The sequence below is a fragment of the Pseudoalteromonas sp. TAP-3C genome, from assembly GCF_059888565.1.
Genome location: NZ_CM187618.1, coordinates 2739214 through 2763969 on the forward strand (window position 1 = coordinate 2739214; position 24756 = coordinate 2763969).

Annotated in this window: 24 protein-coding genes; 7 read left to right on the plus strand and 17 right to left on the minus strand. The window is 39.6% G+C overall.

Going from position 1 to position 24756, the window contains the following annotated elements:
- Positions 1-425 precede the first annotated feature (425 nt).
- The 5 genes from AC6H44_RS12870 to AC6H44_RS12890 all read right to left on the minus strand — a co-directional run bounded on the left by AC6H44_RS12870 (position 426) and on the right by AC6H44_RS12890 (position 3418).
- Positions 426-770: a four helix bundle protein gene (locus AC6H44_RS12870; RefSeq protein WP_500735959.1), complete on the minus strand. Its 345-nt coding sequence runs from the start codon at positions 768-770 to the stop codon at positions 426-428.
- A gap of 177 nt (positions 771-947) precedes the next feature.
- Positions 948-1337, minus strand: coding sequence for a 30S ribosomal protein S9 (rpsI, locus tag AC6H44_RS12875; RefSeq protein WP_500735960.1), 390 nt, complete (start codon positions 1335-1337; stop codon positions 948-950).
- Between the two features lie 11 nt (positions 1338-1348).
- Positions 1349-1777, minus strand: coding sequence for a 50S ribosomal protein L13 (gene rplM / locus AC6H44_RS12880; RefSeq protein ID WP_002957960.1), 429 nt, complete (start codon positions 1775-1777; stop codon positions 1349-1351).
- A 323-nt stretch (positions 1778-2100) separates the two neighbouring features.
- Positions 2101-2910 carry a bifunctional DNA-formamidopyrimidine glycosylase/DNA-(apurinic or apyrimidinic site) lyase gene (mutM, locus tag AC6H44_RS12885; protein ID WP_500735962.1) on the minus strand — a complete coding sequence of 270 codons (810 nt, stop codon included), beginning with the start codon at positions 2908-2910 and terminating at the stop codon, positions 2101-2103.
- 10 nt (positions 2911-2920) lie between these two features.
- Entirely contained in the window at positions 2921-3418 is a 498-nt protein-coding gene (locus tag AC6H44_RS12890) for a hypothetical protein (RefSeq protein WP_500735963.1), read from the minus strand.
- Between the two features lie 117 nt (positions 3419-3535).
- On the opposite strand from AC6H44_RS12890, the gene AC6H44_RS12895 reads away from it, so the two are divergent.
- The 7 genes from AC6H44_RS12895 to AC6H44_RS12925 all read left to right on the plus strand — a co-directional run bounded on the left by AC6H44_RS12895 (position 3536) and on the right by AC6H44_RS12925 (position 11211).
- Positions 3536-4459 (plus strand): manganese-dependent inorganic pyrophosphatase, encoded by a 924-nt coding sequence (locus tag AC6H44_RS12895; protein WP_500735964.1) that lies wholly within the window; start codon positions 3536-3538, stop codon positions 4457-4459.
- A 622-nt stretch (positions 4460-5081) separates the two neighbouring features.
- Positions 5082-5534 (plus strand): hypothetical protein, encoded by a 453-nt coding sequence (locus tag AC6H44_RS12900; RefSeq protein ID WP_500735965.1) that lies wholly within the window; start codon positions 5082-5084, stop codon positions 5532-5534.
- On the plus strand, positions 5527-5808 hold the full coding sequence (locus AC6H44_RS12905) for a helix-turn-helix domain-containing protein (protein WP_500735966.1): 282 nt from the start codon (positions 5527-5529) through the stop codon (positions 5806-5808). The genes AC6H44_RS12900 and AC6H44_RS12905 overlap by 8 nt, the downstream gene beginning before the upstream one ends.
- Before the next feature lie 528 nt (positions 5809-6336).
- Positions 6337-7719 (plus strand): MBL fold metallo-hydrolase RNA specificity domain-containing protein, encoded by a 1383-nt coding sequence (locus AC6H44_RS12910; protein ID WP_500735967.1) that lies wholly within the window; start codon positions 6337-6339, stop codon positions 7717-7719.
- Between the two features lie 368 nt (positions 7720-8087).
- Positions 8088-8426, plus strand: coding sequence for a helix-turn-helix transcriptional regulator (locus AC6H44_RS12915; protein WP_500735968.1), 339 nt, complete (start codon positions 8088-8090; stop codon positions 8424-8426).
- Positions 8416-9663 (plus strand): type II toxin-antitoxin system HipA family toxin, encoded by a 1248-nt coding sequence (locus tag AC6H44_RS12920; RefSeq protein WP_500735969.1) that lies wholly within the window; start codon positions 8416-8418, stop codon positions 9661-9663. The genes AC6H44_RS12915 and AC6H44_RS12920 overlap by 11 nt, the downstream gene beginning before the upstream one ends.
- Positions 9664-9843: 180 nt before the next feature.
- A complete protein-coding gene (locus tag AC6H44_RS12925) occupies positions 9844-11211 on the plus strand; it encodes an MFS transporter (RefSeq protein ID WP_500735971.1) in 1368 nt (455 codons plus the stop codon).
- Between the two features lie 211 nt (positions 11212-11422).
- On the opposite strand, the gene AC6H44_RS12930 is transcribed toward AC6H44_RS12925, so the two are convergent.
- From AC6H44_RS12930 to AC6H44_RS12985, 12 genes are all read right to left on the minus strand, one after another.
- Positions 11423-12745, minus strand: coding sequence for a Fic family protein (locus tag AC6H44_RS12930; protein ID WP_500735973.1), 1323 nt, complete (start codon positions 12743-12745; stop codon positions 11423-11425).
- Positions 12746-13177: 432 nt separating this feature from the next.
- Positions 13178-14344 (minus strand): nucleotide sugar dehydrogenase, encoded by a 1167-nt coding sequence (locus tag AC6H44_RS12935; RefSeq protein WP_500735974.1) that lies wholly within the window; start codon positions 14342-14344, stop codon positions 13178-13180.
- Positions 14341-15471 (minus strand): non-hydrolyzing UDP-N-acetylglucosamine 2-epimerase, encoded by a 1131-nt coding sequence (gene wecB / locus AC6H44_RS12940; RefSeq protein WP_500735975.1) that lies wholly within the window; start codon positions 15469-15471, stop codon positions 14341-14343. Before wecB ends, AC6H44_RS12935 begins: the two co-directional genes overlap by 4 nt.
- Before the next feature lie 62 nt (positions 15472-15533).
- Positions 15534-16769: a UDP-N-acetyl-D-mannosamine dehydrogenase gene (gene wecC / locus AC6H44_RS12945; protein ID WP_500735976.1), complete on the minus strand. Its 1236-nt coding sequence runs from the start codon at positions 16767-16769 to the stop codon at positions 15534-15536.
- Between the two features lie 53 nt (positions 16770-16822).
- On the minus strand, positions 16823-18082 hold the full coding sequence (locus AC6H44_RS12950) for a hypothetical protein (protein WP_500735977.1): 1260 nt from the start codon (positions 18080-18082) through the stop codon (positions 16823-16825).
- A 2-nt stretch (positions 18083-18084) separates the two neighbouring features.
- Positions 18085-19029 carry a Wzz/FepE/Etk N-terminal domain-containing protein gene (locus tag AC6H44_RS12955; protein WP_500735979.1) on the minus strand — a complete coding sequence of 315 codons (945 nt, stop codon included), beginning with the start codon at positions 19027-19029 and terminating at the stop codon, positions 18085-18087.
- A gap of 147 nt (positions 19030-19176) precedes the next feature.
- Positions 19177-19899, minus strand: a complete 723-nt coding sequence (locus tag AC6H44_RS12960) for a WecB/TagA/CpsF family glycosyltransferase (RefSeq protein ID WP_500735980.1) — start codon at positions 19897-19899, stop codon at positions 19177-19179.
- Positions 19892-20959: a glycosyltransferase family 4 protein gene (locus AC6H44_RS12965; RefSeq protein WP_500735981.1), complete on the minus strand. Its 1068-nt coding sequence runs from the start codon at positions 20957-20959 to the stop codon at positions 19892-19894. The genes AC6H44_RS12960 and AC6H44_RS12965 overlap by 8 nt, the downstream gene beginning before the upstream one ends.
- A gap of 42 nt (positions 20960-21001) precedes the next feature.
- On the minus strand, positions 21002-21943 hold the full coding sequence (locus AC6H44_RS12970; protein WP_500735982.1) for a glycosyltransferase family 2 protein: 942 nt from the start codon (positions 21941-21943) through the stop codon (positions 21002-21004).
- 89 nt (positions 21944-22032) lie between these two features.
- Complete coding sequence (gene rfbA / locus AC6H44_RS12975; RefSeq protein WP_500735984.1) at positions 22033-22947, minus strand: glucose-1-phosphate thymidylyltransferase RfbA; 915 nt, start codon at positions 22945-22947, stop codon at positions 22033-22035.
- Positions 22948-23062: 115 nt separating this feature from the next.
- Positions 23063-23422: a four helix bundle protein gene (locus AC6H44_RS12980; RefSeq protein WP_500735985.1), complete on the minus strand. Its 360-nt coding sequence runs from the start codon at positions 23420-23422 to the stop codon at positions 23063-23065.
- Between the two features lie 77 nt (positions 23423-23499).
- Positions 23500-24654 (minus strand): dTDP-glucose 4,6-dehydratase, encoded by a 1155-nt coding sequence (locus tag AC6H44_RS12985; protein ID WP_500735986.1) that lies wholly within the window; start codon positions 24652-24654, stop codon positions 23500-23502.
- Between the last annotated feature and the right edge of the window lie 102 nt (positions 24655-24756).

A 24756-nucleotide genomic window follows, 5' to 3' on the forward strand; every position in this document is an offset into this window, starting at 1 on the left:
CTGACTTACTCAACGAGTTGATTAAGTTAGCTCGAATATGAAACCATATGACTATAATATCGCTTCCATAAAAACAATTTTGAACAAGTATAAACTCGCCAACTAAATTCAGTAACAACTGAATTTGGCAACATTAAACTCATTCACTTTATTTGCCCGCCAATTGTAGCAAAAAAATTCACCAATTAACTGATGGATTTAAACTAATTGCGATAATTGTTTAACTTTTTTTAAGTTAATAGGCTGTTTTTTAAAATTTGCCTAATAAATACGCGCCACAAAGCTATTTTGATCAAGCTAATGTCGATATTAGTGGTAACGGGGTTCGGGGTTCAGAGTTCGGGGTTCAGAGTTCGGGGTTCAGGGTTCAGAGTTCGGGGTTCGGGGTTCGGGGTTCGGGGTTCGGGGTTCGGGGTTCGGGGTTATCATGTATTTTTCATTATAGATATTAATTTGCCAAGCATTTTCCCAATACTTTCACATTCATTTAAAGCATATTCTGTTTGTTCATAATTAATATAACCTAACTCAAATGCAATCATTAGTTGAGTTTTTAATTCACCAATAGACCCTTTAGCTACAGAAAGAAAATAAGCTCTTTCTTTATCAGAGCAACGTTCATACCCCTCTGCAATATTGCTAGGCACAGAAACGGCGCTTCGACACATTTGATCTTTTAAAGCAAAATCCCTTAAAGCAGCAAATGTCTGATACACAAACAAACTTAATGAAAAAGATTTTTTCCATACATCTAAACTTTCATACCTCACAACTATTCCTTAGTCTTAATACGCTGAACACTATAAACTATAGTAGATATATAATTTAACGCACAGAACTTAATCTCTTTCGCAGCTCGTTGCCCGTAGCTCAGTTCCCGTCGTCCGCAGCTAAAAAACAAAAAACCCAGCATAAGCTGGGTTTTTGAATTCTTGATAACGTAAAAATTAACGTTTTGAGAACTGTGGACGCTTACGTGCTTTCTTAAGACCCACTTTCTTACGTTCAACTTTACGTGCATCACGGGTAACAAAACCTGCTTTACGAAGTTGTGGACGTAATGACTCGTCAAACTCCATAAGTGCACGAGTGATACCGTGACGAATAGCACCAGCTTGACCAGTAGTACCACCACCAGAAACGGTGATGTGTAAGTCAAATTTTTCAGTCATATCTACAAGCTCAAGAGCTTGGTTAACAACCATACGTGCTGTTTCGCGACTAAAGTACTCTTCCAAAGAGCGCTTGTTGATTACGATGTTACCAGTGCCTGGGCGTAAGAATACGCGAGCACTTGAACTTTTACGACGACCTGTACCGTAGTATTGATTTGCCATGGTAGTGCTCCTTAAATGTCTAGAACCTGAGGCTGTTGTGCAGCATGGTTGTGCTCTGTACCCGCATAAACTTTAAGTTTACGGTACATGGCGCGGCCTAAAGGACCACGTGGCAACATGCCTTTAACAGCTTTCTCGATGATCATTTCAGGCTTTGCAGCTTGAAGTTTATCAAAAGTAGTAGACTTAAGGCCACCTGGGAAACCAGAGTGAGCATAGTACACTTTGTCTTTGAATTTATTACCAGTAACAGTAACTTTCTCAGCGTTGATCACGATGATGTAATCACCAGTATCTACATGCGGTGTGTACTCAGCTTTGTGCTTACCGCGTAGGCGATGAGCGATTTCAGTAGCGATGCGACCTAAAGTTTTACCTTCAGCGTCAACTACGTACCAGTCACGTTTTACTGTTTCTGGTTTAGCAACAAACGTTTTCATTTATAAAAATCCAATGTTTTTCAATTAAAACCACAGGTAGTTATGTTTAACTACCGCTCTAAGTTTGCTACAACCCCTTCGAGTTTTAGACTTTTGCGCCGCTCACAAGTGGCTAAACTATATGAGGACATAGAACGCAACGTGGCAGACGCGGGAGTATACCAGCACTTAAATCACATTGCTACCGGACGGTTGTTTTTTCCACAAGAAAAGTTTGGGGTCGAGGCTTCGAGCTTCGAGGCCCGTCGCCCGTTACCCGTTACCCGTCGCCCATTACCCGTTACCCGTCGCCCGTGAACTTTACCCTTTACCTAGCACCTTTATTACTTCTGACACACCCCACAAAATACGGTGCTACGTTGCCCTAGGCGTATTTCTGTCAGTGGTGCATCACAATTTACACACGGTTGGCCTTTTCGACCATACACTAATAGCTGCTGCGCAAAGTAACCGGGTTTACCGTCACTTTGAGCAAAGTCTTTTAAGGTTGTGCCACCTTGAGTAATCGCTGCCGCTAGCGTGTCTTTAATAATGGGGATTAGCGCTTGGTAGCGTTTAAGGCTTACCTTTCCGGCTTCTTTACGAGGGTCAATGCCTGCTTTAAATAACGACTCGTTAGCGTAAATATTACCTACTCCTACCACCACCGCGTTATTCATAATAAACTGCTTAACGGGTACTTTTTTATTACGCGACTGCTCATAAACGCGTTTGGCAAAAAAATCATCAGTGAGTGGTTCTGGGCCTAATTTAGCAAGTAACTTATGTTCATCCCCCGGCGCTTGCCATAAACAACAACCAAAACGACGTGGATCATTTAAACGCAGCGCTTTATTATTGGCCAAAATAAACTCAACATGGTCGTGCTTTTTAAGTGGCTCGGCTTTATTTACCACCCGCAAATTCCCCGACATTCCTAAATGCAATATAGCCGACCCTAGTTCGCACTCTAACAGTAAATATTTTGCACGGCGCTGGATACTCTTGACCACCAGCCCCTCAAGTTGATAAACCTCATCGGGCACCGGCCAGCGCATACTGCCATTATGAATATTTACCTTAGTAACCACTTGATTTAACACATGAGGGGTAATACCCATGCGGCTAACTTCTACCTCTGGTAATTCAGGCATTTTAAAACGCTCACTTATAAAAATTAAAACTAGGAAATAACTGCTTAGCGGTCACTAAATCAAGCATCAGTAAGCGTTGGCTGGTTTTATCAAGTAAATAATATTGGCCATTTGCTTTGTATAATAAGTATACCCACGGCAGAGGCTCACCGGCGAGTTCAAACGCAGCGGCCGACAACGGCTTATTTAAATCAATAGCGTCGGGTGTGGTCATTAACGCGGTATTTTGCCATAAATAAACCAATTCGCTAAGTTGTTGCTCAGTGCCCTGCCAATAAAGCGGCTGCTCTGTTTGCAAAGCAACCGTACGCCAACTGGTGCCAATACGCTCAATTTTTTGATCGCTAAATGTTAGCGTTAACACAAAACTTTGCACCGGCAGTAACGGCTGTAATTGTGCCTGCGTTTCGTCGTTACCTATTTTTTTATGCAGCCCATTTAAAAAGAAGATCATGATCAACATAGAAAAAATAATCACGTTGTTCCAACCTTTACGGCTTAATCGCATATGCAGTTCCTACTGTGTATAAGGTTTTCAAGTTTAGCTAAAACTTAATTGCACTGTCTATATGTTAAAACCCAGAGACTTTGTTAGAATATCAGCAAATTTTAAGGAGTTTAGTCAATGTCAATGTATGTAGTGGGCCATAAAATCCCAGATTCAGATTCAATATGTGGTGCAATTGCACTGGCTTATTTAAAAAATGAAATTGGTGAGCCAGCCATTCCCACCCGCCTTGGTGAAGTGTCACCAGAAACACAGTTTATTTTAGATAAGTTTGGTTTCCAAGCACCTGAGCTAAAACTAAGCTACGCAGGTGAAGACGTTTATATTGTCGATCACACTGAAAAAACGCAAGCCCCCGATGATATAGACCAAGCGCGCGTAGTGGGCGTGGTTGATCATCATAAACTAGGGGATTTAACCTCATCGACACCGCTTGAGTGTTGGATCCGCCCTGTTGGGTGTTCTAACACCATTATTAAAATGATGTATGACTTCTACAACGTAGAAATCCCTAAAGATATTGCCGGCATTATGCTATGCGCTATTTTAAGTGACACGGTTATTTTTAAATCGCCAACTTGCACCACAGCCGACATTAAATGTGTTGAAGCCCTTGCAGAAATTGCCGACATTGAAGACTTTAAAGAACTTGGCATGGACATGTTCCGCGTTAAATCAGCCGTTGAAGACACCCCCGTGCGTGACTTAGTCATGCGTGACTTTAAAGACTTTAACATGAACGGCAACCTCGTCGGTATTGGCCAATTAGAAGTGATTGACCTTGCTGTATTTGACGATATAAAAGCCGACCTTGAAGCCGACATTGCTAAACTTAAGCAAGAAGGTAATCGCCACTCAGTATTTTTACTCCTGACCGACATTATGCAAGAAGGCTCGCAAATGCTCATTGCCTCAGACGATGCCAGCCTCGTTGAACAAGCATACGGTGTAAAACCAGAAAACGGTAAAGTATGGCTAGACGGCGTATTAAGCCGTAAAAAGCAAGTAGTACCGCCACTGCAAGACGCTTTTAAGATCTAGGTTCGAGGTTCGAGGTTCGAGGTTCGAGGAATTTAAAAACCTTGCGGTTACATTGCAAGGTTTTTTTATACCGGTAGCAGCGGGTTTACCCCGCGTCAGTATTAGGGTTTAGGCTCTAGGCCCATTGCCCGCCGCTCGTTGCCCGTCGCTCGTTGCCCATTGCCCGCCGCTCGTTGCCCATTGCCCGTCGCCCGTCGCCCGTCGGCGCGAAATTCAACCAAATCTGCGCGGCATAAAGCTCGCCTACGTTTAACCTAAACACTGTGCTTGGCTGAATCCCTACCTAATACCTAAAACCTGCTCTTTAACCTTTAATCCGTAGTGGTTTCTAAAATCCAGCCACAATTTTAAAATCGTTGTATCTAATCTCAGACCAGCCGTTCACTAATTCTAGCCCTTGGTATTACAACCGCATAAGATCCCAAATATCACGATATCTAGCATAGTGATATAGCCAATATGTTTCTTACATCACGTATATCTCATTTGTAATAATATAGATTAAAACAAAAAACAGAAGCTTACTTCTTTTTATTTTGTTGAACAAACATAAAAACAGAACTACACTTCCCTTTTAATCATAAAAACTGTAATTTTCGGAAACATACTTCCCGAGGTAGCTATGAGTGTAATATTCCAATTGTTTCACAGTGGTCAGTGGCATGATGCTGCGCAATTAACATTTACAGGTGATGAAATGAGCGCTAAAGCAAGGCTCACTTATTTTACGGACTATCTATTTTCTGTAGCAGATAATAACTGTATTGATAACAGAGCATGTTCTGTCAATGCACCATTGAAAGCAGATCCTGAAATGGTAACACGATTGTTTAAGTGGGGTGACGGTTTTGAAAGTGGAGGCAAGGTAAACTTTTTGCAAGTAGCCGATCAACTCTCATCTATGTGTGACCCAAATGAATTAATCACCTATCTACAAAAAATAGCCAAAAGGCTCAAAAATCTACCAACATTACTTTTAGATGCAGGTTGCCCGGAACGCATTGTTTATTTTCCTGCTATCGGGTTTGAGTTTTTAGAGAGTAAGTTTGTACAAATGGGAGTGATGGATGAGTAAATACGATGGGTTAGAAAGGTTGGCGTTTTTAGCACAAATAGAGCACGACATTTTAAATAATGAGATAGAAATAGGTGATGCAGTGCGATTGGTTCGTACTAAGCTTTATAAAATGTCGCAAACACGATTTGCTAATTATGTAAAAGTATCAGATAGAACATTACGTGATATTGAAAAAAACAACACAGACCCTCGCTTATCGATTTTAAAAAAAGTGCTAGAGCCGTGTGGGTTTGTTTTAACATTAAAAGTGATAACTAGAGTTGTTTCTTAAACTAACGGAGTTTTAAGTGCTAAGCCCGAGGTGCAAAGTTGTATTGTTAGGTGTTTGGGTTTAAGCCCGCGACCCGTTGCCCGCCGCCGTGAACTTTAAACCAAACTTACGCGGCATAAAGCCTCGCCTACGTTCAACCTAAACACTATGATTGACTTAATCCCTGCCTAAAACCTAATTCCTGCTCTTTAACCTTTAACCTTTAACCTTTACCCAGACGCGGGGTAAACCCGCTGCTACACAATTCCGGAGTTTTTCAAGCCTAACCCGTTTCTCACAGCCCGTCGCCAAAACATAAAATGCGCGGCATAAATCCCCGCCTACCAACCCCCCCCATGTTAACCTACAAGGCGGGAGTTTACCTCGCGCAATTTCGCTATGGTAACCCGCTAAAATTCCAAACTATTAATTACCTGCTATATTTACCTATAAAATAAAGGCGTTAGGCTCTAAGTACTAGGCTCGGGCTTCGAGCTTCTAGCCGTAACCTGTGGCCCGTAACCCGCAGCCAAAACATAAGGACATAACATGCAAATACTTCACCACGGAGCAGTCAATGGCGTAACAGGTTCATGCCACCAGCTGGTAGTAAACAACCACACCTCATACCTTATTGATTGCGGGCTGTTTCAGGGAGAAGATTCTGTTGATGATCTTACTATTGAATTTAATATAAACACTGTTCGCGCGTTGATCGTCACCCATTGCCATATTGATCATGTTGGCCGAATCCCCTACTTATTAATGGCTGGCTTTAAAGGGCCCATATTTACCTCTATTGCATCCGCCAGCTTACTGCCACTAGTAATTGAAGATGCGTTAAAAGTAGGCGTAACGCGCGATCAAAAAATAATAGCTACCTGCTTAAGGCTACTCAAACAGCAAGTTGTTGCTGTTGATTTTAAAGCCTGGCTTGAGCTGCCCTGCAAAGGCGAGCATACCGCTAAAGCACGGTTACAGCGTGCGGGGCATATTTTAGGTTCAGCCTATGTTGAAATAGACATAAACACACCGTCCCGTAGCATTAAAAATAGTCATAGAGTGGTATTTTCTGGTGATTTAGGCGCGCCCTACACACCTTTACTACCCGCCCCTAAAGCGCCTTACAAAGCCGATACCTTAGTAATTGAGTCAACCTATGGTGATAAAAACCATCAAGGTCGCAAACAACGCACGCAAACACTAAAAAGTGTGATAGAACGCGCGGTAGCCGACAACGGCATCGTACTTGTGCCTGCATTTAGTATTGGCCGCACCCAAGAGCTGTTATACGAACTTGAGCAGCTTATTCATGCCTCTGCTAAAAATTCGCCTTGGCGCACAATACAAGTCATACTCGACTCCCCCATGGCCGCTAACTTTACTGAGCAGTATAAAAAGTTTAAATATTTATGGGATAAAGAAGCAAAACAAAAAGTAGCCAAAGGACGCCACCCGCTCAACTTTGAAAACCTTACCACGGTAAACACTCACAGTGAGCACTTAGCGCTTATAAATTACTTAGCCACACGGCAAACTCCCGCCATTATTTTAGCCGCAAGCGGCATGTGCACCGGCGGGCGTATCGTTAATTACTTAGAGCGCTTTTTAAATGACAAAACCACCGACATCCTCTTTGTAGGCTACCAAGGTCGCGGCACCCTAGGCCGTGACATACAAAAATATGGCCCGCGCAACGGCTATGTATTTATAAACAATACACGTATAAATATAAACGCCCAAATACACACCATAAGCGGCTACAGCGCCCACGCCGATCAAGCAGGTTTAATTAAATTTGTAACCGGCATGCGCAAAAAGCCCAGCCATATAAAAATAGTTCACGGCGATGATGATGCTAAAAATGCACTCGCAGCAAAATACAGGGCAATATTGGGGGATGAGGTGACGGTAGAAATTGGAAAGGGATAGGTTCGGGGTTCGGGGTTCGGGGTTCGGGGTTCGGGGTTCGGGGTTCGGGGTTCGGGGTTCGGGGTTCGGGGTTCGGGGTTCGGGGTTCGGGGTTCGGGGTTCGGGGAATTTAAAAATCTTGCGGTTAACATTGCAAGATTTTTTTATATCTGTAGCAGCGGGTTTACCCCGCGTCGGTTTTAGGTATTAGGTTTTAGGCTCTAGGCCCGTAACCCGCCGCTCGGTGCCCATTAACCGTCGCCGTCGCCCAAAAATAAAATGCGCAGCATAAAGTACAGTATAAAATAGCAACACTTAAGTTGCTAAAAATAATAATAGCAACTAATATGTTTCTATAAACTTTAAAAGCAACTTATTAGTCTCCTTAAATGAACCTTCTACAGCAAATAAAAAACCGTCGTCTTGCTCTAAAAATAAAACAAAATGAAATGCCCATGCGCATTGGCATTTCTAGGCAACAATATCAGCGACTTGAAGCAAAAGGCAATCCTAGGTTAAATACGCTAACATTAGTAGCTCAAGGGCTTAATAGTGAAATAATGTTAATACCAAAAGAAAAAATGAGTGTGGTATTAGCAGCCCTCAAAAACAGTGATGGCAACAAACCAACAGAACACCAAAAGCCTAATCAAAGCCTACAAAAAATAACTGTATCTGAAGATCCATGGAAAGGATTACTAGAGGATGAAGATGAACATGGAAATTAATGTTTTAAAGTTAACACTGCATGGCCATGTAGTAGGCTTTCTTGCTGGGGGTAAAAATGGCTTAAACATATTCCACTTCGATGAAGGCTTTCGTTTAAATAAAACGAGGCCAACATTTAGCTTAACTACACATCCAAACTTCCCTCGAGCTGAAAAAATGATGTCAGAACCTTGGGTAACAAACCAACGCGTTCACCCTATACTGTCAAACCTACTACCGGAAGGTTCATTACGCGAGCTTATAGCTCAAGGGCTTAAAACGCATGTAGATAATGAGTTTCACATCCTTTCGTACCTCGGGATGGACTTACCGGGTGCTTTAGTTGCTGAACCAATGAAGCCTGAAGACGTTCCAATTAGCCTATTCAATAGTCATGGCCAAGTAACTGCGGTGAATTTTGAAAAATTAAATCAAGAAAATAAATTTTCTTTGGCTGGTGTCCAAATGAAATTTTCTATGAAAGAAAAAGACGGCCGATATAATTTATCACGTGATAATGTGTTAGGTGATTGGATTATAAAAACCCCCTCAACTAAACATAAAAACGTGCCAACTAATGAGTTTACATCAATGACTTTAGCGTCAATGATAGGTGTGGATATTCCGGATATAAAACTAGTTAATATTGAACAATTAGATAATTTACCTCAAATTAATTTACCTGATGAAAAACTAGCGCTTGCGATAAAGCGATTCGATAGGCAAAGCAATCAACGAATTCACATGGAAGATTTTGCACAAGTACTCGTTAAGTACCCACACGATAAATACAATTCTGGAAACTATGAGCAAATAGCAAGAATCTTATATCAGTTTTCAGGCGATGGACTCGCTGATGTGCAACAGCTCGCGCGACGTTTACTTGCTAATATTCTGCTAGCTAATGGAGACGCTCACCTAAAAAATTGGAGTTTATTATATTCAGACCAAACAACGCCAAGGCTCTCACCTGCCTATGATATAGTTACAACCAGCGTTTACATTACGAATGAGCAACATTTTGCACTCAACCTCGCAAAAACAAAAGCATGGTACGATATTTCTTATAAACATTTTGAATACTGGTCTAAAAAAGCTGACATTCCTTGGCGAGCTATAAAACCTCATTTAGATGATGTAATTAATAAAGCGCGTAAACAATGGCCAGATGCGATTAAGAATTTGCCAATGAGTGAAGCGCATAAACAACAACTTAAAACTCATTGGCAACGGCTTCATGAAGATTTTAGGTTCTAGGTACGAGGTTAAGTGTTTAGCCCTAGGCTCGTAACCCGAAGCCCACCGCTCGTAGCTCGCCCCCCGATGCCCGTTGCCCACCGCTCGTCGCTCGCAGCCCGCAACCCGCAGCCCTTTAAATCCTGTACAAGTAGGTATATTCACGTATCATTTTAAAGCCAGTAAATAAAAGGATACCTCTTGTTTAATCTTCCTCCCACTACTATTGCACTTATCATTGTTTGTAGCGGCTGTATTATTGGGCCGCTTGGCATGGCAGGCGTTAACATTGCCATTCCAAACCTTGCAGAAGATTTACACGCAAGCGCAAAAATGATCGCGTGGATGCCTACCTTGTATTTACTCAGCAGCGTTATTTTTATGCTGCCGTGCGGTAAAATAGCTGACAACTATGGCCGTAAACGCGTGTATGTGTTTGGTTTAGGTTTAAATGCATTGGCCTCGCTAATGTGTGCGTTAGCTACCTCTATTGAATGGGTGCTTTTTTGGCGCTTTATTCAAGGGGCGGCAGGCGCCATGATTTTTGGCATAGGCGTGGCCATTATTACCTCTGTTACACCTGATAATAAGCGCGCAATGGCACTGGGCACTTCTGCGGCGTGTGTGTACATAGGGCTCAGTGCAGCGCCTGCGGTGGGTGGCTGGCTCACTGAACTATGGGGATGGCGTGCGGTGTTTTACTCACAAATCCCCTTGGTGCTTATGCTCCTCATTGCCATTAAACTGTTTTTACATGGGGAGTGGAAAAACGATAAAAAACTGCCATTTGACTGGTGGGGCACGGGTATTTTCTCGCTTTTTGCACTGTGCTTAGTATTAGGGCTAAGTAATTTACCCAATATAGCAGGCTGGCTGTTAACTGCACTTTCAATCATTTGTTTAATACTATTTATTGTTCACCAAAGTCGCAGCAGGCGCCCTTTAATTAGAGTGCAAATGTTTTTAGAAAGTCGAGTATTTAGCCTGTCTTTGTCTACATCATTTTTAATGTATGCGAGTAACTTTTCACTGGCTTTTTTGTTAAGTTTATACCTGCAATATATAAAAGGATTAAGCCCCGCACATGCAGGGCAAATAGTATTACTGCAAGCGGTTTCAATGGCCATTATGGCGCCCTTAGCAGGTAAATTTGCTGATAAAATACAACCGCGCTTACTTGCCACACTAGGCTGTATAATTGTTCTGGTTGGCTTTTTTCTGTTATCGCAGCTGTCGGTTAGTTCAAGCACCGCTTACATTAGCGGCTCACTGCTATTGGTAGGGATTGGGTTTGGCTTATTTTCAACCCCTAACAACAATGCCATTATGGGCGCGGTAGATAAAAGCGAGCTAGGCGTCGCGTCTTCTTCATTAAACTTATCACGCACTATTGGTAATTTATTTGGCATGAGCTTAATCAACTTAATTGTGCATTATTACCTTGGCGACAGCACCTTCTCGGCGCAAAATAGCCACGCATTAATGAACACCATTTCATTGGCGTTTAAAATGTCATTAGGGTTTGTCATACTGGCAAGTTGCATTTCCGCCCTGCGTGGGAGGGCTTAAAAGGCTGCTAGGTTCAAGGTTCGAGGTTCGAGGTTCGAGGTTCGAGGTTCGAGGAATTTAAAAATCTTACGGTCGGTTAACATCGCAAGGTTTTTTTATACCTGTAGCAGCGGGTTCACCCCGCGTCGGTTTTAGGTTTTAGGTTGCCCATTCAGTGAAGCGGAAATTGCAACATCGATACCACCATCACCAATGCGAGGGTGTAACTAATTTACCTGTTTCGTCCTAAAAGCTTTTCTAACTTTCGCTCCGCTACTTTATCATCTAATGATAGAGACTTATATTCATCAATAAGCTTTGTTAAGCCTGAGTTTTTTTCACCACGAAAATATTCAATATTACGCTCTATTTTCTTTAAGATTTTGCTTAAGCTAATATCATCCACCAATGAAACATCTCCTTTGTCAGCAAATAGGTTTTTCTCTTGCGGGAAGTTCACAAAGTAGCGTAATCCACGTTTACCTTCGCCTGACGGATATAGTAAGCCATTATCAATCAATGATTTTAAATCTCTTGTAGCGGTTGCCGGTGGCGCACCAGTAATAGCTCGATATTTTTCATTAGTTAAACCATCACGTACAAAGCCGTCAGCGCCTACAGTGAAGATTTTTTTCATCACCTTCTCTTGTCGTTGGTTGAGTTTGACCTCCCCATATTCAGCCCAAAACTTTGATTTTTGCAATACAAATTCAACGGACTCAAGTGACTTATCTTGCGAAGTTCTGACTAGCTCAACAAACCATGCTATCCACTCATTAATTTGTAAGCTGGTATTGGTATTTCTAAGATGCTGATAATAATCCATTCGATTAGTATTAATCATGCTCGACATACTAAAAAGCGGCGGTCTCGAAAAGTCTTGAAATAATGCATGCTCGGCTATGGCTCTACCAACACGGCCATTACCATCTTGAAATGGATGAATAGCGACAAACCATAAATGAGCAACGGCTGCTTTTATAGGGCCTGAACAATTGGCGCTGTTATACCATTGTATGAAAGCACCCATTTCATGTTCAACCTCAGTGCGATTATTACCGGGTGCTTTGTAGATGATTTCACTGTCGCCGTATAAGTCTTCTCTTATTACATCAATGGGCGAGTCTCGATAATCGCCTTTTGTAATAGGGTTTACATAATAATCTTCACTACCGTGTAATAGCAGCGTGTGCCAATGACAAAGTAAGGTTTTAGACATAGCACTTTTAATGCTTTTGCGCACATCAACAAGCATCGCCGCAATGCCTTTTTCTTTAGGGAAGTAACCGCCACGCTCTGGTTCTTTTAACCCTAGAAAACGAGCAACCGATGAGCGCACCTCTTCACGGTTAAGTTTTTCACCTTCAATGGCACTGGTGCTTAATGCTTCTTCCACTAGTAAGTGAACAAATGCATCATTATGGTCATTTAACGGTATTTGCGATAATGCCCCTTCAATGCTGTAAGCTTTTTTCGAATACTCGCTGACACTTGCCTCAAAGCGTGTCACATCATATTCAAATTGAGGCCAATTTTTTTGTTGCCAATGATACATGTGATTTAAACCTTTGTTCGTTATAAATCACTTTATATCGAATTGTGATTTAAAAGTCTATGCTTTATGAATCATATGGAGAGAAATTTTGATTTATATATTAAGCGACAACTAACTTGGTCACGCTTAGAACGCTTATACAATAACGTTTTTATAGCAGCGGCTATATGCCCAGCTTGAGTTTGTGATACAGCAAAATCTGTTGATTCCACCATCACTCTTCTAGGTTCAAGGTTCAAGGTTCAAGGTTCAAGGTTCAAGGCATCAGAAAAACATAAAAACACCGCGTTTAATGCAAGTACAGTGTTTTTTTATACGTGTAGCAGCGGGTTTACCCCGCGTCGATATTAGAATTTAGGTTCGAGGTGCTAAGCTCTAGGCTCGTAACTCGCTGCTCAATGCCCGTCGCTCTTTAACCTTTAACCTTTGTATTTAATCACTACCAAATAAATCACGCGTATAAACTTTATCAGCAATATCACTTAGCTCGTCAACCATACGGTTAGACAAAACAACATCCGAAAGCTGCTTAAATTCATTTAAATCTTTAATCACCCGTGAATGGTAAAACTCACTTTCTTCAAGCACGGGCTCATACACAACCACTTCAATGCCCTTTGCTTTAATGCGCTTCATTATACCTTGAATGCTCGATGCTCTAAAATTGTCAGAGCCGGTTTTCATAACTAAACGGTAAACACCTACAACGTTAGGGTTTCGTTTAATGATTGATTCTGCAATAAAGTCTTTACGAGTGCGGTTCGCATCAACAATGGCACCTATAATGTTATTAGGCACATCTTTGTAATTAGCTAATAGCTGTTTGGTATCTTTAGGTAAGCAGTAACCGCCATAACCAAACGACGGGTTGTTATAATGGCTGCCTATCCGTGGGTCTAAACCAACACCTTGAATAATTTGCTTACTACTTAACCCATGCGCCTCAGCGTAACTATCAAGCTCATTAAAATAGGCTACTCGCATTGCAAGGTAAGTATTTGAGAAAAGCTTTATCGCCTCTGCTTCAGTTGAATCGGTAAATAACACTTCAACATCTTGCTTAACGGCACCTTGCTTAAGTAAATTTGCAAATACAGCAGCACGCTCGCTTTGTTCTCCCACCACAATACGCGAAGGGTATAAGTTATCGTAAAGTGCTTTACCTTCACGTAAAAACTCAGGTGAAAATAGTAAATTTTCAGTATTAAACGTTTGCTTAATCGACTGAGTAAACCCAACCGGTACCGTTGATTTAATCACCATTGTAGCATTGGGGTTTATACTCATTACATCACCAATAACCGACTCAACACTATTAGTATTAAAATAATTAGTGTCAGGGTCGTAATCGGTAGGGGTGGCAATAATTACAAAATCAGCCCCCAACAAAGCCCGTTTTTTATCAGTAGTGGCTGTAAAATTTAACGCTTTATTTTGTAAAAAATCACTAATTTCAACATCCACAATAGGTGACTGCTTATTATTCAAAAGCGCTATTTTATGCTCGTCAATATCAAGCGCCACAACCTCATTATGTTGCGCAAGCAGCATTGCATTAGAGAGACCCACATAGCCTGTGCCGACTATCGCAATTTTCATTTTGAATCCTTTAGTGTATCTAAAAGGCTGGCAATTATTCGTTGGCTTGACAAGCCGTCACCGTAGGGGTTGTGTGCTCGGCTCATTTTTTTATAAAGCGATTCATTTTCAATTAGTTCACTCACTGACTCAACTATTTTGGCTACATCTGTGCCAACTAATTTGACCGTTCCTGCCTCAACAGCCTCTGGCCTTTCGGTCGTATCACGCATCACTAAAACGGGTTTGCCTAAACTCGGCGCCTCTTCTTGCACTCCCCCCGAATCGGTTAAAATTAGGTATGAACAATCCATTAAAAACACAAACGGTAAATAATCTTGAGGCTCAATAAGCATTACATTTGGTTTATCGGCAAGTAACCTGTTTACTGGCTCCTGTACATTTGGGTTTAAATGCACTGGGTAAACAAAATTAAAATCTGGATATTTAACTGCCAATTGCGAAATAGACTCACAAATTCGCTCAAACCCACCGCCAAAGCTCTCGCGTCGATGCCCAGTTATTAGAACGTATGGCTTATCAATAATACCAGCAAATTTTTCTGTCATTATTTTTTGTGTGCTTTGCATTGGAAGTACAGTGTTTTTAACCTGCAGCAGGGCATCTATAACGGTATTACCTGTAATAACAATGTTTGAGCTTGTTACATGTTCGCGTAATAAATTATTGGCAGAGGCTTGAGTAGGTGAAAAATGTTTAGCAGTAATCACGCTAGTTAAAGTACGGTTTGCTTCTTCTGGCCAAGGGCTATATAAATCCCCTGTTCTTAAACCGGCTTCAACATGCCCTACTTTTATTTGCTTATAAAATGCGGCCATTGATGCGGCAAACGTAGTTGTGGTGTCGCCATGTACCAATACCCAGTCTGGCTTAAACTCATCTAACACATCACGTAAACCTAGTAATATTTTACTGGTAATATCGTATAAATCTTGCCCTGGCTTCATTATATTTAAGTCATATTCAGGCACAATTTTAAAAAGTTCGAGTACTTGATCTAACATTTCTCTGTGTTGCGCCGTTACGCAAACCCGTGATTCAATGGCCGGTTCTTGCGCTAATGCTAACACTAATGGCGCCATTTTAATCGCTTCTGGGCGAGTACCAAATACGGTTAAAACTTTCATATCATTCCTAACTAATAAAAGCCCAACAAATAAAATTGGTGGGCTTTTTCTTTTATATAATTTTAAAAAATACCACGGCTATCAACAATTACTTTTTTAGCAATCTGCTCAGGAGCAATACTTTTAAATTCTTTATGGTCAACTAATACAGCAAGCGTATTACAACGCGCTAAAGCCTCTTGTATAGTTACCAACTCTACGCCTAAGTCGCTTAATGCTTTTGGCAAAGTGTTAATATTAGGCTCTACAACCAATACTTCAGCCTCACTTTTTTGTGCTAACATTTTAGTTATATCAAGTGCAGGGCTTTCCCTTAAATCGTCTATATCAGCTTTAAATGCAATTCCCATACAGGCAATTACTGGCTTTTTAAATTGCTCTGCAGCGTCGAGTATTTGTTGTAATACATAATGTGGTTTACTGTCGTTCACCTCCCGTGCTTGGCGAATTAATTTAGCTGTATCAGGCGCAGAACTCACAATAAACCAAGGGTCTACCGCAATACAATGGCCACCAACGCCTGGGCCCGGGTTTAAAATATTTACCCTAGGGTGGCGGTTCGCTAATTTAATTAACTCCCACACATTAATATTGAGCTTATCGCAGATCATCGAAAGCTCATTAGCAAACGCAATATTTACATCTCTAAATGAGTTTTCAGTTAATTTAGCCATTTCAGCCGTACGCGCATTGGTAAGTAAGCATTCACCTTTAACAAAGGTTTTATATAAAGCCACTGCTTTTTTAGAACACGCCTGCGACATACCACCAATAACACGGTCGTTTTCAACCAGCTCTCGCAGCACATGGCCCGGTAATACACGCTCAGGACAGTGCGCTATATTTATATCGGCATCAATACCATGGGTTTGTGGAAAGGTTAAATCGGGCCGTGCTTCTGCTAACCAATTTGCAAGCTCTTCGGTAGCCCCCACAGGAGAGGTTGATTCTAAAATAACCAAGTTACCCTTTTCAAGTACAGGGGCAATTGCTTTGGCAGCCGATTCAATATAGCTCAAATCTGCTTCATAATTTTCTTTAAAAGGCGTTGGCACCGCCACCATAAACGCATCGGCTTTTTCAGCTTTTGTGGTTGCTCGCAAATTACCTGCTTGTACCGCACTGCGTACAACCATATCAAGGTCGGGCTCAACTATGTGTACATTACCAGCATTAATGGTATCAACAGCATGCTGATTTACATCAACGCCTATTACACTCATGCCACGAGACGCAATCACAGCGGCTGTAGGTAAACCAATATAACCTAAACCAATTACTGATACTTTTTTAAACATTAAAACCTCAATTTAAAAATTATGTTTGTAACTTACCTTGTAAATATAATAAGTTAACGGAAATTTCGCACATGAAGGCTGCCAAACATAACCCCCATTAAAATGCCTATGGTGCCTGATGACCAAATATGACCACTAAGCTGCGATAGCAATAACAATATAAAACTTGATAAAAAAACAAATGGAGCAAAAAAATTACGGTTTTGTATAGTTTGCTTATGCGCCTTAATAAGCACATAAATATAAAAGCTAAATACTATTAACAAACTAAATAAACCAAAAGAAATAAATATATCAACACTATCCACCTCTGTTATGCCTGCTTTGTCAGTGTGATAAGAAAGCGCTATACCATGGCCAAACACTTGTTCAATAAGCCCACTATTAGCAAACACTAAACTAAGTGAATCTTTTACATAAATATTTCTGCCAGACAAAAGCGTAGTGAGAACATCCGTTTGGTTATATGCGTGCATCATGCGTTCATACAAGCCAAGCGTGTGCAAAATCTCAGCCACTAAAATAACACCCGCTACAAAAATAATTAGCAAAGGAGTAAACATTTGAAGTTTTAACAAGGTTACTTTGTAAAGGCGCCCTCTTTCATTGACAATTGGAATCAAAAAAATCACCAATACAGCAGCAAGAATAGCTGTTTTAGTTGTAATAGTTACGGCACAAAAGAGTGTAAACAACGAAAGTAAAATATATTCTTTTTTTGTTCTTTTATTCCAAAAAATATGCAGCATGTAGGCATATGCAACCACAAAAACCCCACCGACTTCATTACCAGCCATAATAAAACCGGTTGAGCCTATACCTGCATCATCACCTGTTACATAAGTACTTTTACCAAAACCTAATGCACCAAAAATAAAATTAATACTTAGGATAAAAAAACCATACTTTAAAATAGTATGCGCACTAGTAAGGGCTAATTCCGGAGTATGTTTTGACCACTCTCTATAAAGAAAAAATATACAAATAGGGGTTAGTATTTTAATAGCTGAAGAAAAATCGAAAATAAAATATTCTAATTTCCCATGCTCATAAAACTTAAAAAATGGACCAATAAATATTATTATTACTAACAGTAGCAACCGACAAAATAAAACGGCATTAAAGCTAGCAATTAAAAATAGAATTAAAACAAATAAAGGTATTTTATAAATGAAAGATGCCTTTATATCTAATCCTAAATAAATAATCGAAAAGCCAGATAACATATCCGTTAATAAATACAAAGCCATCATTAATATGGCTAACTGAGACCAAAAGTAACGATAGCTACCTAATACAAAGCTGTATTTCATTGTTATAAATGACCGTAAAGCTGCTCTCGCTTTTTATTTATTCCTAAAAACAATGAAATAACACACGCAAAAAAAGTACTAAAAACAAAACCAACTATGCATAATAAAGCCCTACTCGGTGCCGATTTACTTTCAGGTAAAACTACTTCTGCAACTGTTTCAAACATTGATTCTTCGGTTGCTTGTGTCAATAAATTTGTTTTTGTTTGCTCTGCAATAATGCCATAAAAAACATCCTTTATTTCAGATAAATATATCTCACCCACTTTATCTGATAACAACTCAATATAGCGCTTACTTTCAGCTAATTTTTTTTGTTTCCAAAAATTATTAGTGTCTTTTACTAAAAGTGTTAACCACTCAGTTGCCATGTGGGGTGAATAATAGGTCAATGATATCTTTACCATATTTTTCTTAGGATCGTGCACAATATGAATGCGTTCTTTAAGGCGCTCATAAACTTCCCAAGGAGTAGGTTCAATACTTTTATTAGCAGGTACATCCCGTGTCCAATTCCCGCTTGCAGGGTCGTAAATATCAGTATTATAAACAAGCTCATTTTTGTCTTCATTCCAACCTGAAGCAGCAAACAACGGTGCAACCAAATCATGACGAGCAATAAAGTCTTGTAAAAATGCACGAGAATGCAATAGTTCAAGTGCAACTTCCGTTTTACTTTCAGAGCCTGGTACGTCTACACCTGCTAAGCTTGCCAAACCACCAAATTGCCCAGCCAATTTTGATAACCCTCCCGAGGCATCGTCGCTTTTAGGCATATACATGCCCTCTGCGGTATATTCATCAGGCATATTTAATGTATAAAACACGGTAACAGCCGAAAAGACAAAAACAAATAAAACAATAAAAATTTTATAGTTCCACAGTATCTCAAACAAATGAGAAAGTTTGATCTCATCAGCAGTGTAGGAAGAAGATTCATTAGTCATTAATATTACATCCGTATATAGTTTGCTCAGCCAATCAATAATTAAAGAGCCCACAAAAACATTAAATAAAATTTCAGTAGTATTTAGCGCATGGCATTATAGTAAGTTTATGTTTATATTGCGAACATACTGAGTAAAAACGAAAACCTATAATTTTTTCGTTAAGTAAAAATATATATATTTTAATAAGTTACTTTGGCGAAATAAACGAGATGGCTGAGATAACAATCGATACAACCACTCTAAATTTACTGCTCTAAATGCTTTTGGCGCGCGTTTAACATTTCCCGTAAAAACATCATAGGTTCCCCCCACTCCCATAAAGAAGGTGTGAGGGGCTTGTTTCATACATTCAAAAATAAACAACTCCTGACGAGGAGAGCCTAAAGCTACGCTCACTATTTTTGCACCCGAGCCAACAATCTCATCAATCACTAATTGTTGTTGCTCTTTAGTAAAGTAACCATTTTTAAAGCCAACTACATTAACGCCTAACGCACTTAGCTTCTCATGTGTTTGCACTACAGTATCTTGTGTAGCACCTAATAAATATACTGGTATTTTTTTCTCTACAGAGCGCGCCATTAAGTGCTCCCAAAGTTCACACCCTGGTATTCTGGCCACTTTGCTACCTAAACGTTTAGACATAACATAAGAGACCCCAAATCCATCGGGGTAACACAGTGTTGCATTTTGCAAAATAGCCATCAGATTAGGGTCATTCTTTGCCGCTATTATTTTTTCGGGGTTAACGGCAATAGCCATACCAGCAATAACACCACCTGAATTTAAAATAGAGGTGCCAATTAATTCGTTAATTGATGGGCACGCAACTATATTAACACCGCCTATATTTACTTTATTAGTCATTAATTGCGCCCAGCCGTAGCGTTTTATAAATTTTAGAAATTTCTTGAGTAATTAACGATAAACGATACTGCTGCGCCGATTTAACCGCATACTCACTCAAATAGTCATAATCATTTTGGGGCATGCTCATCACATGCTGTATGGTTTTTATAACGTCAGTACTAACGCTCGTGTCATCATTAGCAATTAAAAAACCATTAATACCACTTTTTATTTGAACGCTTGCACCGTCGGTTTCTGTTGCAAGCACAGGCGTGCCACACGCCATTGCCTCGCTCATTACCAAGCCAAACGATTCATTATATGATAAGTTAATTAGCAGTTTACTTTCGTTATAAATTGTTACCAACTGCTCAGGTGTTAAGCTTGGAAAGTGGGTAACGCTTACATTCTTATTAGCTTGTGCTCGCGCTATAAACCCCTGTTCGCCCTTACCAACAATAGCAATACGCAATTTAGAGGGAAAGTTAATTAAAACGTCTTCTAGCCTTTTTATCCCTTTATTTTTATCTAAATGGCCAACGAATATTAAATCAAACTTATTATGTTTACTCTTAGCTTGTTGCTGATAAAAAACATCACTTACCCCAGCACTTAAAACCACACTCTTAACAGGTTTAAAAAACCGTTGTTTAAGTTTTTCGCTAACAAAAATATATTTATCTACAAAACCTGTACAGGCTTTATATAAAAAGCTTGGTGGCGTATATAAATAAATATCACTACCATGAAAAGTAACCACAATTTTAACTTGCCAATTACGTAAAAGCTTATAGGCAATGGCTAGTAATATATTTGGGAAGTAAAAGTGAACATGAACAATGTCGCACTTATCACGCGCAAAAACATACATAAAAATAAAGCGAACAAAAAACAAAGGGTAACGCAACACCTTGGCAAGGCCTTTTTTGTCTTCTTGATCTAAGTAATAAAAATCAATATCGCATTCAGCCTGTTGTTTTAAACTTAAATACTGATTAAAAATAAAGCGCCCAGAATTAGGTTTATTGCTACTGGGCCCCATATTGGATAAAAACAACACTTTCATTAATTTTTGCATTACCAATCCACGTTAAGTTATTTTTATAAGCAAGCAATGTTATTACACATCACGCTCAATACGTGTTGATTGATGCTCTAAGCGTTTAATTAAATAATATTCAAGGGGCGTTTTGCCCAGTATCGTGCCTGCAACAAGTTTTGCAAATACACGTGGTGAGGTAAAACAAAACCTCAGCGCTTTAAAGTAATGTTTTATTGCATTGAGTCGGTTTCCACTTCTTAGCTCAAAATCGGCTAAACTTTCGAATTGACGCGCCAAACCTCTATACAGCGCTAAACGTTTATACTCTTCTTGGTGCTTATTAATAATCGCACGATGCCCGTTTGCTTTATTAACAGGGTTACACGAAATACCATCATCAGCTAATTGATAAGTAATTAGGGGCTCAGCAATACGAATAGCACTATATTTTTTAGATAATCGTAAAAGTAAATCGTAATCTTGCATACTAGGTAAGCTGACATCAAAGCCATTAATAGCACGTATTGCCTGGGTTGAAATAAGTAACGCAGACGTACAAATACCAAAACCTTGTTTAAGCAACGATGTATATAAATTCTTGTCATCTACACAGGTAAAATAACGTCTTAACCCTTTATATTCTTGATACATATCAGAATAACAAATATCTGCGCCACTAGAGTTTAAGGCAGACACCTGCTTATCAAGCTTTGTTTCAATCCACAGGTCATCATCATCTAAAAAGGCTATATAATCCCCTTTAGCCGCTTCTAAGCCTGTATTTCTAGCTTGGCACGCACCTTTGTTTTCACTATGACAAATATACTTAATTTGGGCATTATCATTATATTTTGACATAACGTTAGCTGTAAATTCTCGGTCATCACTGAGCGGAGGATTATCATCGACAATAATAATCTCCCATTCTTCGTATGACTGATTTTTTACACTTTCTATCGCCTTAGGTAAAGCATGTGCGCGCTTATAAGTCGGTATAATAACGGTAACTAATTTATTCATGAAAAACCTAAGTGTAATAGAATTTAAAAGCTGTTGGAGACGTATAATCAGCTAGATAGTTTATAACTAAAATAAACAGTTAATAATGTTTACGAGCCCATAGCAAGCTTCAAAAGATATTGACCATAACCTGTTTTTTTAAGTGCTTCACCTTGCTCTATCAATGATTCTTTTGTAAGCCATCCTTGCGAATAAGCAATTTCTTGTAAACACGCAATTTTAAAGCCTTGGCGCTTTTCTACGGTTTGTACAAATAATGCAGCTTCCATTAAGCTGTCATGCGTTCCTGTATCGAGCCACGCAAACCCACGCCCTAGCACCTCAACTTTTAACGTTGCCTCATCTAGATAAGCTTGGTTAATCGCAGTTATTTCTAATTCGCCACGCGCTGAAGGTTTAACTTTTTTGGCTTTTTCAATGACTGAGTTATCATAAAAATACAGCCCTGTTACCGCATAATTAGACTTAGGTTTCACCGGTTTTTCTTCTATTGAAATACCGTTAAAATGCTCATCAACTTCCACCACACCAAAACGCTCAGGATCGTTAACTTGATAAGCAAACACACACGCACCATGCTCTATTTTTGCCATTGCCTTTAATTTAGGTGAAAAATTAGCACCGTAAAAAATGTTATCGCCTAAAATTAAACACACCGAATCTTGGCCAATAAAGTCTTCACCAATAATAAAAGCCTGCGCTAACCCTTCTGGTTTTTCTTGAATTGCATAACTTAAATTAACCCCAAAATTACTCCCATCACCTAGTAAGGTTTGAAATTGCGACTGATCATGCGGTGTGGTAATTATTAAAATATCTTTAATACCCGCAAGCATAAGCACAGATAGCGGGTAATAAATCATAGGTTTATCATAAATTGGTAGTATTTGCTTAGACACACCAACAGTAATTGGGTGCAACCTAGAACCACTGCCACCGGCGAGGATAATACCCTTGGTACTGCGTAATGATGAATTTTTAGTGCTTAATTTTGAATGAGCCATAGGTTTTGTTTTTTAATTTTTAATTTTAAATGTTGAATTTTAAATGCGACTAGTTAATTTTTAATGCTAAATGTTTAATTTTGAATTCATAATTCATAATTCATAATTCATAATTTCAAAAGCCTTGTGTCGTTTTTACTATGCTTGTTACCAGTTTAGCTAATTCATTGCTCTGCTCTAACAAGCTTTGCACATATACCTCTTCACTGTTTAAATAATCTGTTTCAATTAACAAATTAATCCAGTACTGGGTTTCACGCGCCTCTTTACTAGCAATACTCATTTTAGCAATAAAATCTGCTTTACTTTGCGCAGCCTGCGCCTCGTTTACATTAGCACCAATAGACGTACCACTGCGAAGTAACTGCTTAGATAACACATACTCCTTGTGCTCTTTCACTAAATATTTGTACAGCTTAACAATACGCACGGAAAATAAAAAACTTTTATCTAACACCACATTTTGCTTAGCCATAAAAACACCCACTTTTTTTAATTTTTAATTTTTAATTTTGAATTTTGAATTAAACATTCAACATTCAACATTCACAATTAACCCTTCACCTTCTCACACCAATCTAAATTATCTAAATACCAGTTAATGGTTTTATTAATACCTGATTCAAACGTTTCTTGTGGCTGCCAATTAAGTTCATTTGCCATCTTTGATGCATCGATAGCATAGCGTCTATCGTGTCCAGGACGATCAGCTACATACGTAATGAGAGAAGAGTAGGTTGTTAGGGGCGCTCCATCTTTACACTTTACACCTCTCGCTTCACTCGGTACTAACTCATCAAGTATTTCACAAATAGTGTGTACCACTTCAAGGTTGGTTTTTTCGTTATGGCCGCCTATATTGTAGGTTTCGCCCACTTTACCCTCAGTAGCCACTTTATAAAGTGCACGGGCGTGGTCTTCTACATAAAGCCAATCGCGAATTTGATCCCCTTTGCCATAAATAGGTAACGGCTTACCTGCAAGCGCATTTAAAATAACCAGCGGTATTAACTTTTCAGGAAAATGGTAAGGCCCATAATTATTAGAGCAATTAGTAATAACCACAGGTAAACCATAAGTACGATGCCAAGCACGTACTAAATGATCGCTCGCCGCTTTACTGGCAGAATAAGGGCTACTTGGCGCATAAGCTGTTTGTTCAGTAAAGAGGGGTAAATTTTTAATGTTTAATGTTGAATTTTTAATGTTTAATTCATCACCACTCAATTCATCATTCAATTCATCATTCAAAATTAAACATTCATCATTATCAGAAGGGTGTGGCAAGTCACCATACACTTCATCAGTAGAGATATGATGAAATCTAAAGGCCTGTTTAGTGGCTTGGTCTAACTCACTCCAATACTCACGGGCGGCTTCTAATAGCGTATACGTGCCTACAATATTGGTGTGTATAAAATCACTGGGCCCGGTAATCGAACGGTCAACATGGGACTCCGCCGCTAGGTGCATTACAATGTCGGGGGTGTAGGTATTAAATACCCGTTTAAGCTCAGCGCGGTCACAAATATCAACTTGTTCAAAGGTATAGCGCTGGTTTTTATCTATGGTTGTCAACGACGCTAAGTTACCCGCATAAGTGAGTTTATCTAAGTTAATAACACTATGGGGCGTCTCGTTTATTAAAAAACGTATAACAGCACTGCCAATAAAGCCCGCCCCACCGGTAACAACAATAGTTTTCATTAAAAAGCCTTTAACCTGTTTATAGCCACTTAAGGGCAAATTAGCGCAAGATTATCGCAAAATTCAAGCGTACTTTCTAGCCTGCGCTTACTAATACTTACA

Bases quoted from the DNA above. Each gene is read 5' to 3' on its own strand.
- rpsI (WP_500735960.1), bottom strand. From the start codon at position 1,337: ATGGCAAATCAATACTACGGTACAGGTCGTCGTAAAAGTTCAAGTGCT.
- rplM (WP_002957960.1), bottom strand. From the start codon at position 1,777: ATGAAAACGTTTGTTGCTAAACCAGAAACAGTAAAACGTGACTGGTAC.
- mutM (WP_500735962.1), bottom strand. From the start codon at position 2,910: ATGCCTGAATTACCAGAGGTAGAAGTTAGCCGCATGGGTATTACCCCT.
- AC6H44_RS12890 (WP_500735963.1), bottom strand. From the start codon at position 3,418: ATGCGATTAAGCCGTAAAGGTTGGAACAACGTGATTATTTTTTCTATG.
- AC6H44_RS12895 (WP_500735964.1), top strand. From the start codon at position 3,536: ATGTCAATGTATGTAGTGGGCCATAAAATCCCAGATTCAGATTCAATA.
- AC6H44_RS12900 (WP_500735965.1), top strand. From the start codon at position 5,082: ATGAGTGTAATATTCCAATTGTTTCACAGTGGTCAGTGGCATGATGCT.
- AC6H44_RS12905 (WP_500735966.1), top strand. From the start codon at position 5,527: ATGAGTAAATACGATGGGTTAGAAAGGTTGGCGTTTTTAGCACAAATA.
- AC6H44_RS12910 (WP_500735967.1), top strand. From the start codon at position 6,337: ATGCAAATACTTCACCACGGAGCAGTCAATGGCGTAACAGGTTCATGC.
- AC6H44_RS12915 (WP_500735968.1), top strand. From the start codon at position 8,088: ATGAACCTTCTACAGCAAATAAAAAACCGTCGTCTTGCTCTAAAAATA.
- AC6H44_RS12920 (WP_500735969.1), top strand. From the start codon at position 8,416: ATGGAAATTAATGTTTTAAAGTTAACACTGCATGGCCATGTAGTAGGC.
- AC6H44_RS12930 (WP_500735973.1), bottom strand. From the start codon at position 12,745: ATGTATCATTGGCAACAAAAAAATTGGCCTCAATTTGAATATGATGTG.
- AC6H44_RS12935 (WP_500735974.1), bottom strand. From the start codon at position 14,344: ATGAAAATTGCGATAGTCGGCACAGGCTATGTGGGTCTCTCTAATGCA.
- wecB (WP_500735975.1), bottom strand. From the start codon at position 15,471: ATGAAAGTTTTAACCGTATTTGGTACTCGCCCAGAAGCGATTAAAATG.
- wecC (WP_500735976.1), bottom strand. From the start codon at position 16,769: ATGTTTAAAAAAGTATCAGTAATTGGTTTAGGTTATATTGGTTTACCT.
- AC6H44_RS12950 (WP_500735977.1), bottom strand. From the start codon at position 18,082: ATGAAATACAGCTTTGTATTAGGTAGCTATCGTTACTTTTGGTCTCAG.
- AC6H44_RS12955 (WP_500735979.1), bottom strand. From the start codon at position 19,029: ATGACTAATGAATCTTCTTCCTACACTGCTGATGAGATCAAACTTTCT.
- AC6H44_RS12960 (WP_500735980.1), bottom strand. From the start codon at position 19,899: ATGACTAATAAAGTAAATATAGGCGGTGTTAATATAGTTGCGTGCCCA.
- AC6H44_RS12965 (WP_500735981.1), bottom strand. From the start codon at position 20,959: ATGCAAAAATTAATGAAAGTGTTGTTTTTATCCAATATGGGGCCCAGT.
- AC6H44_RS12970 (WP_500735982.1), bottom strand. From the start codon at position 21,943: ATGAATAAATTAGTTACCGTTATTATACCGACTTATAAGCGCGCACAT.
- rfbA (WP_500735984.1), bottom strand. From the start codon at position 22,947: ATGGCTCATTCAAAATTAAGCACTAAAAATTCATCATTACGCAGTACC.
- AC6H44_RS12980 (WP_500735985.1), bottom strand. From the start codon at position 23,422: ATGGCTAAGCAAAATGTGGTGTTAGATAAAAGTTTTTTATTTTCCGTG.
- AC6H44_RS12985 (WP_500735986.1), bottom strand. From the start codon at position 24,654: ATGAAAACTATTGTTGTTACCGGTGGGGCGGGCTTTATTGGCAGTGCT.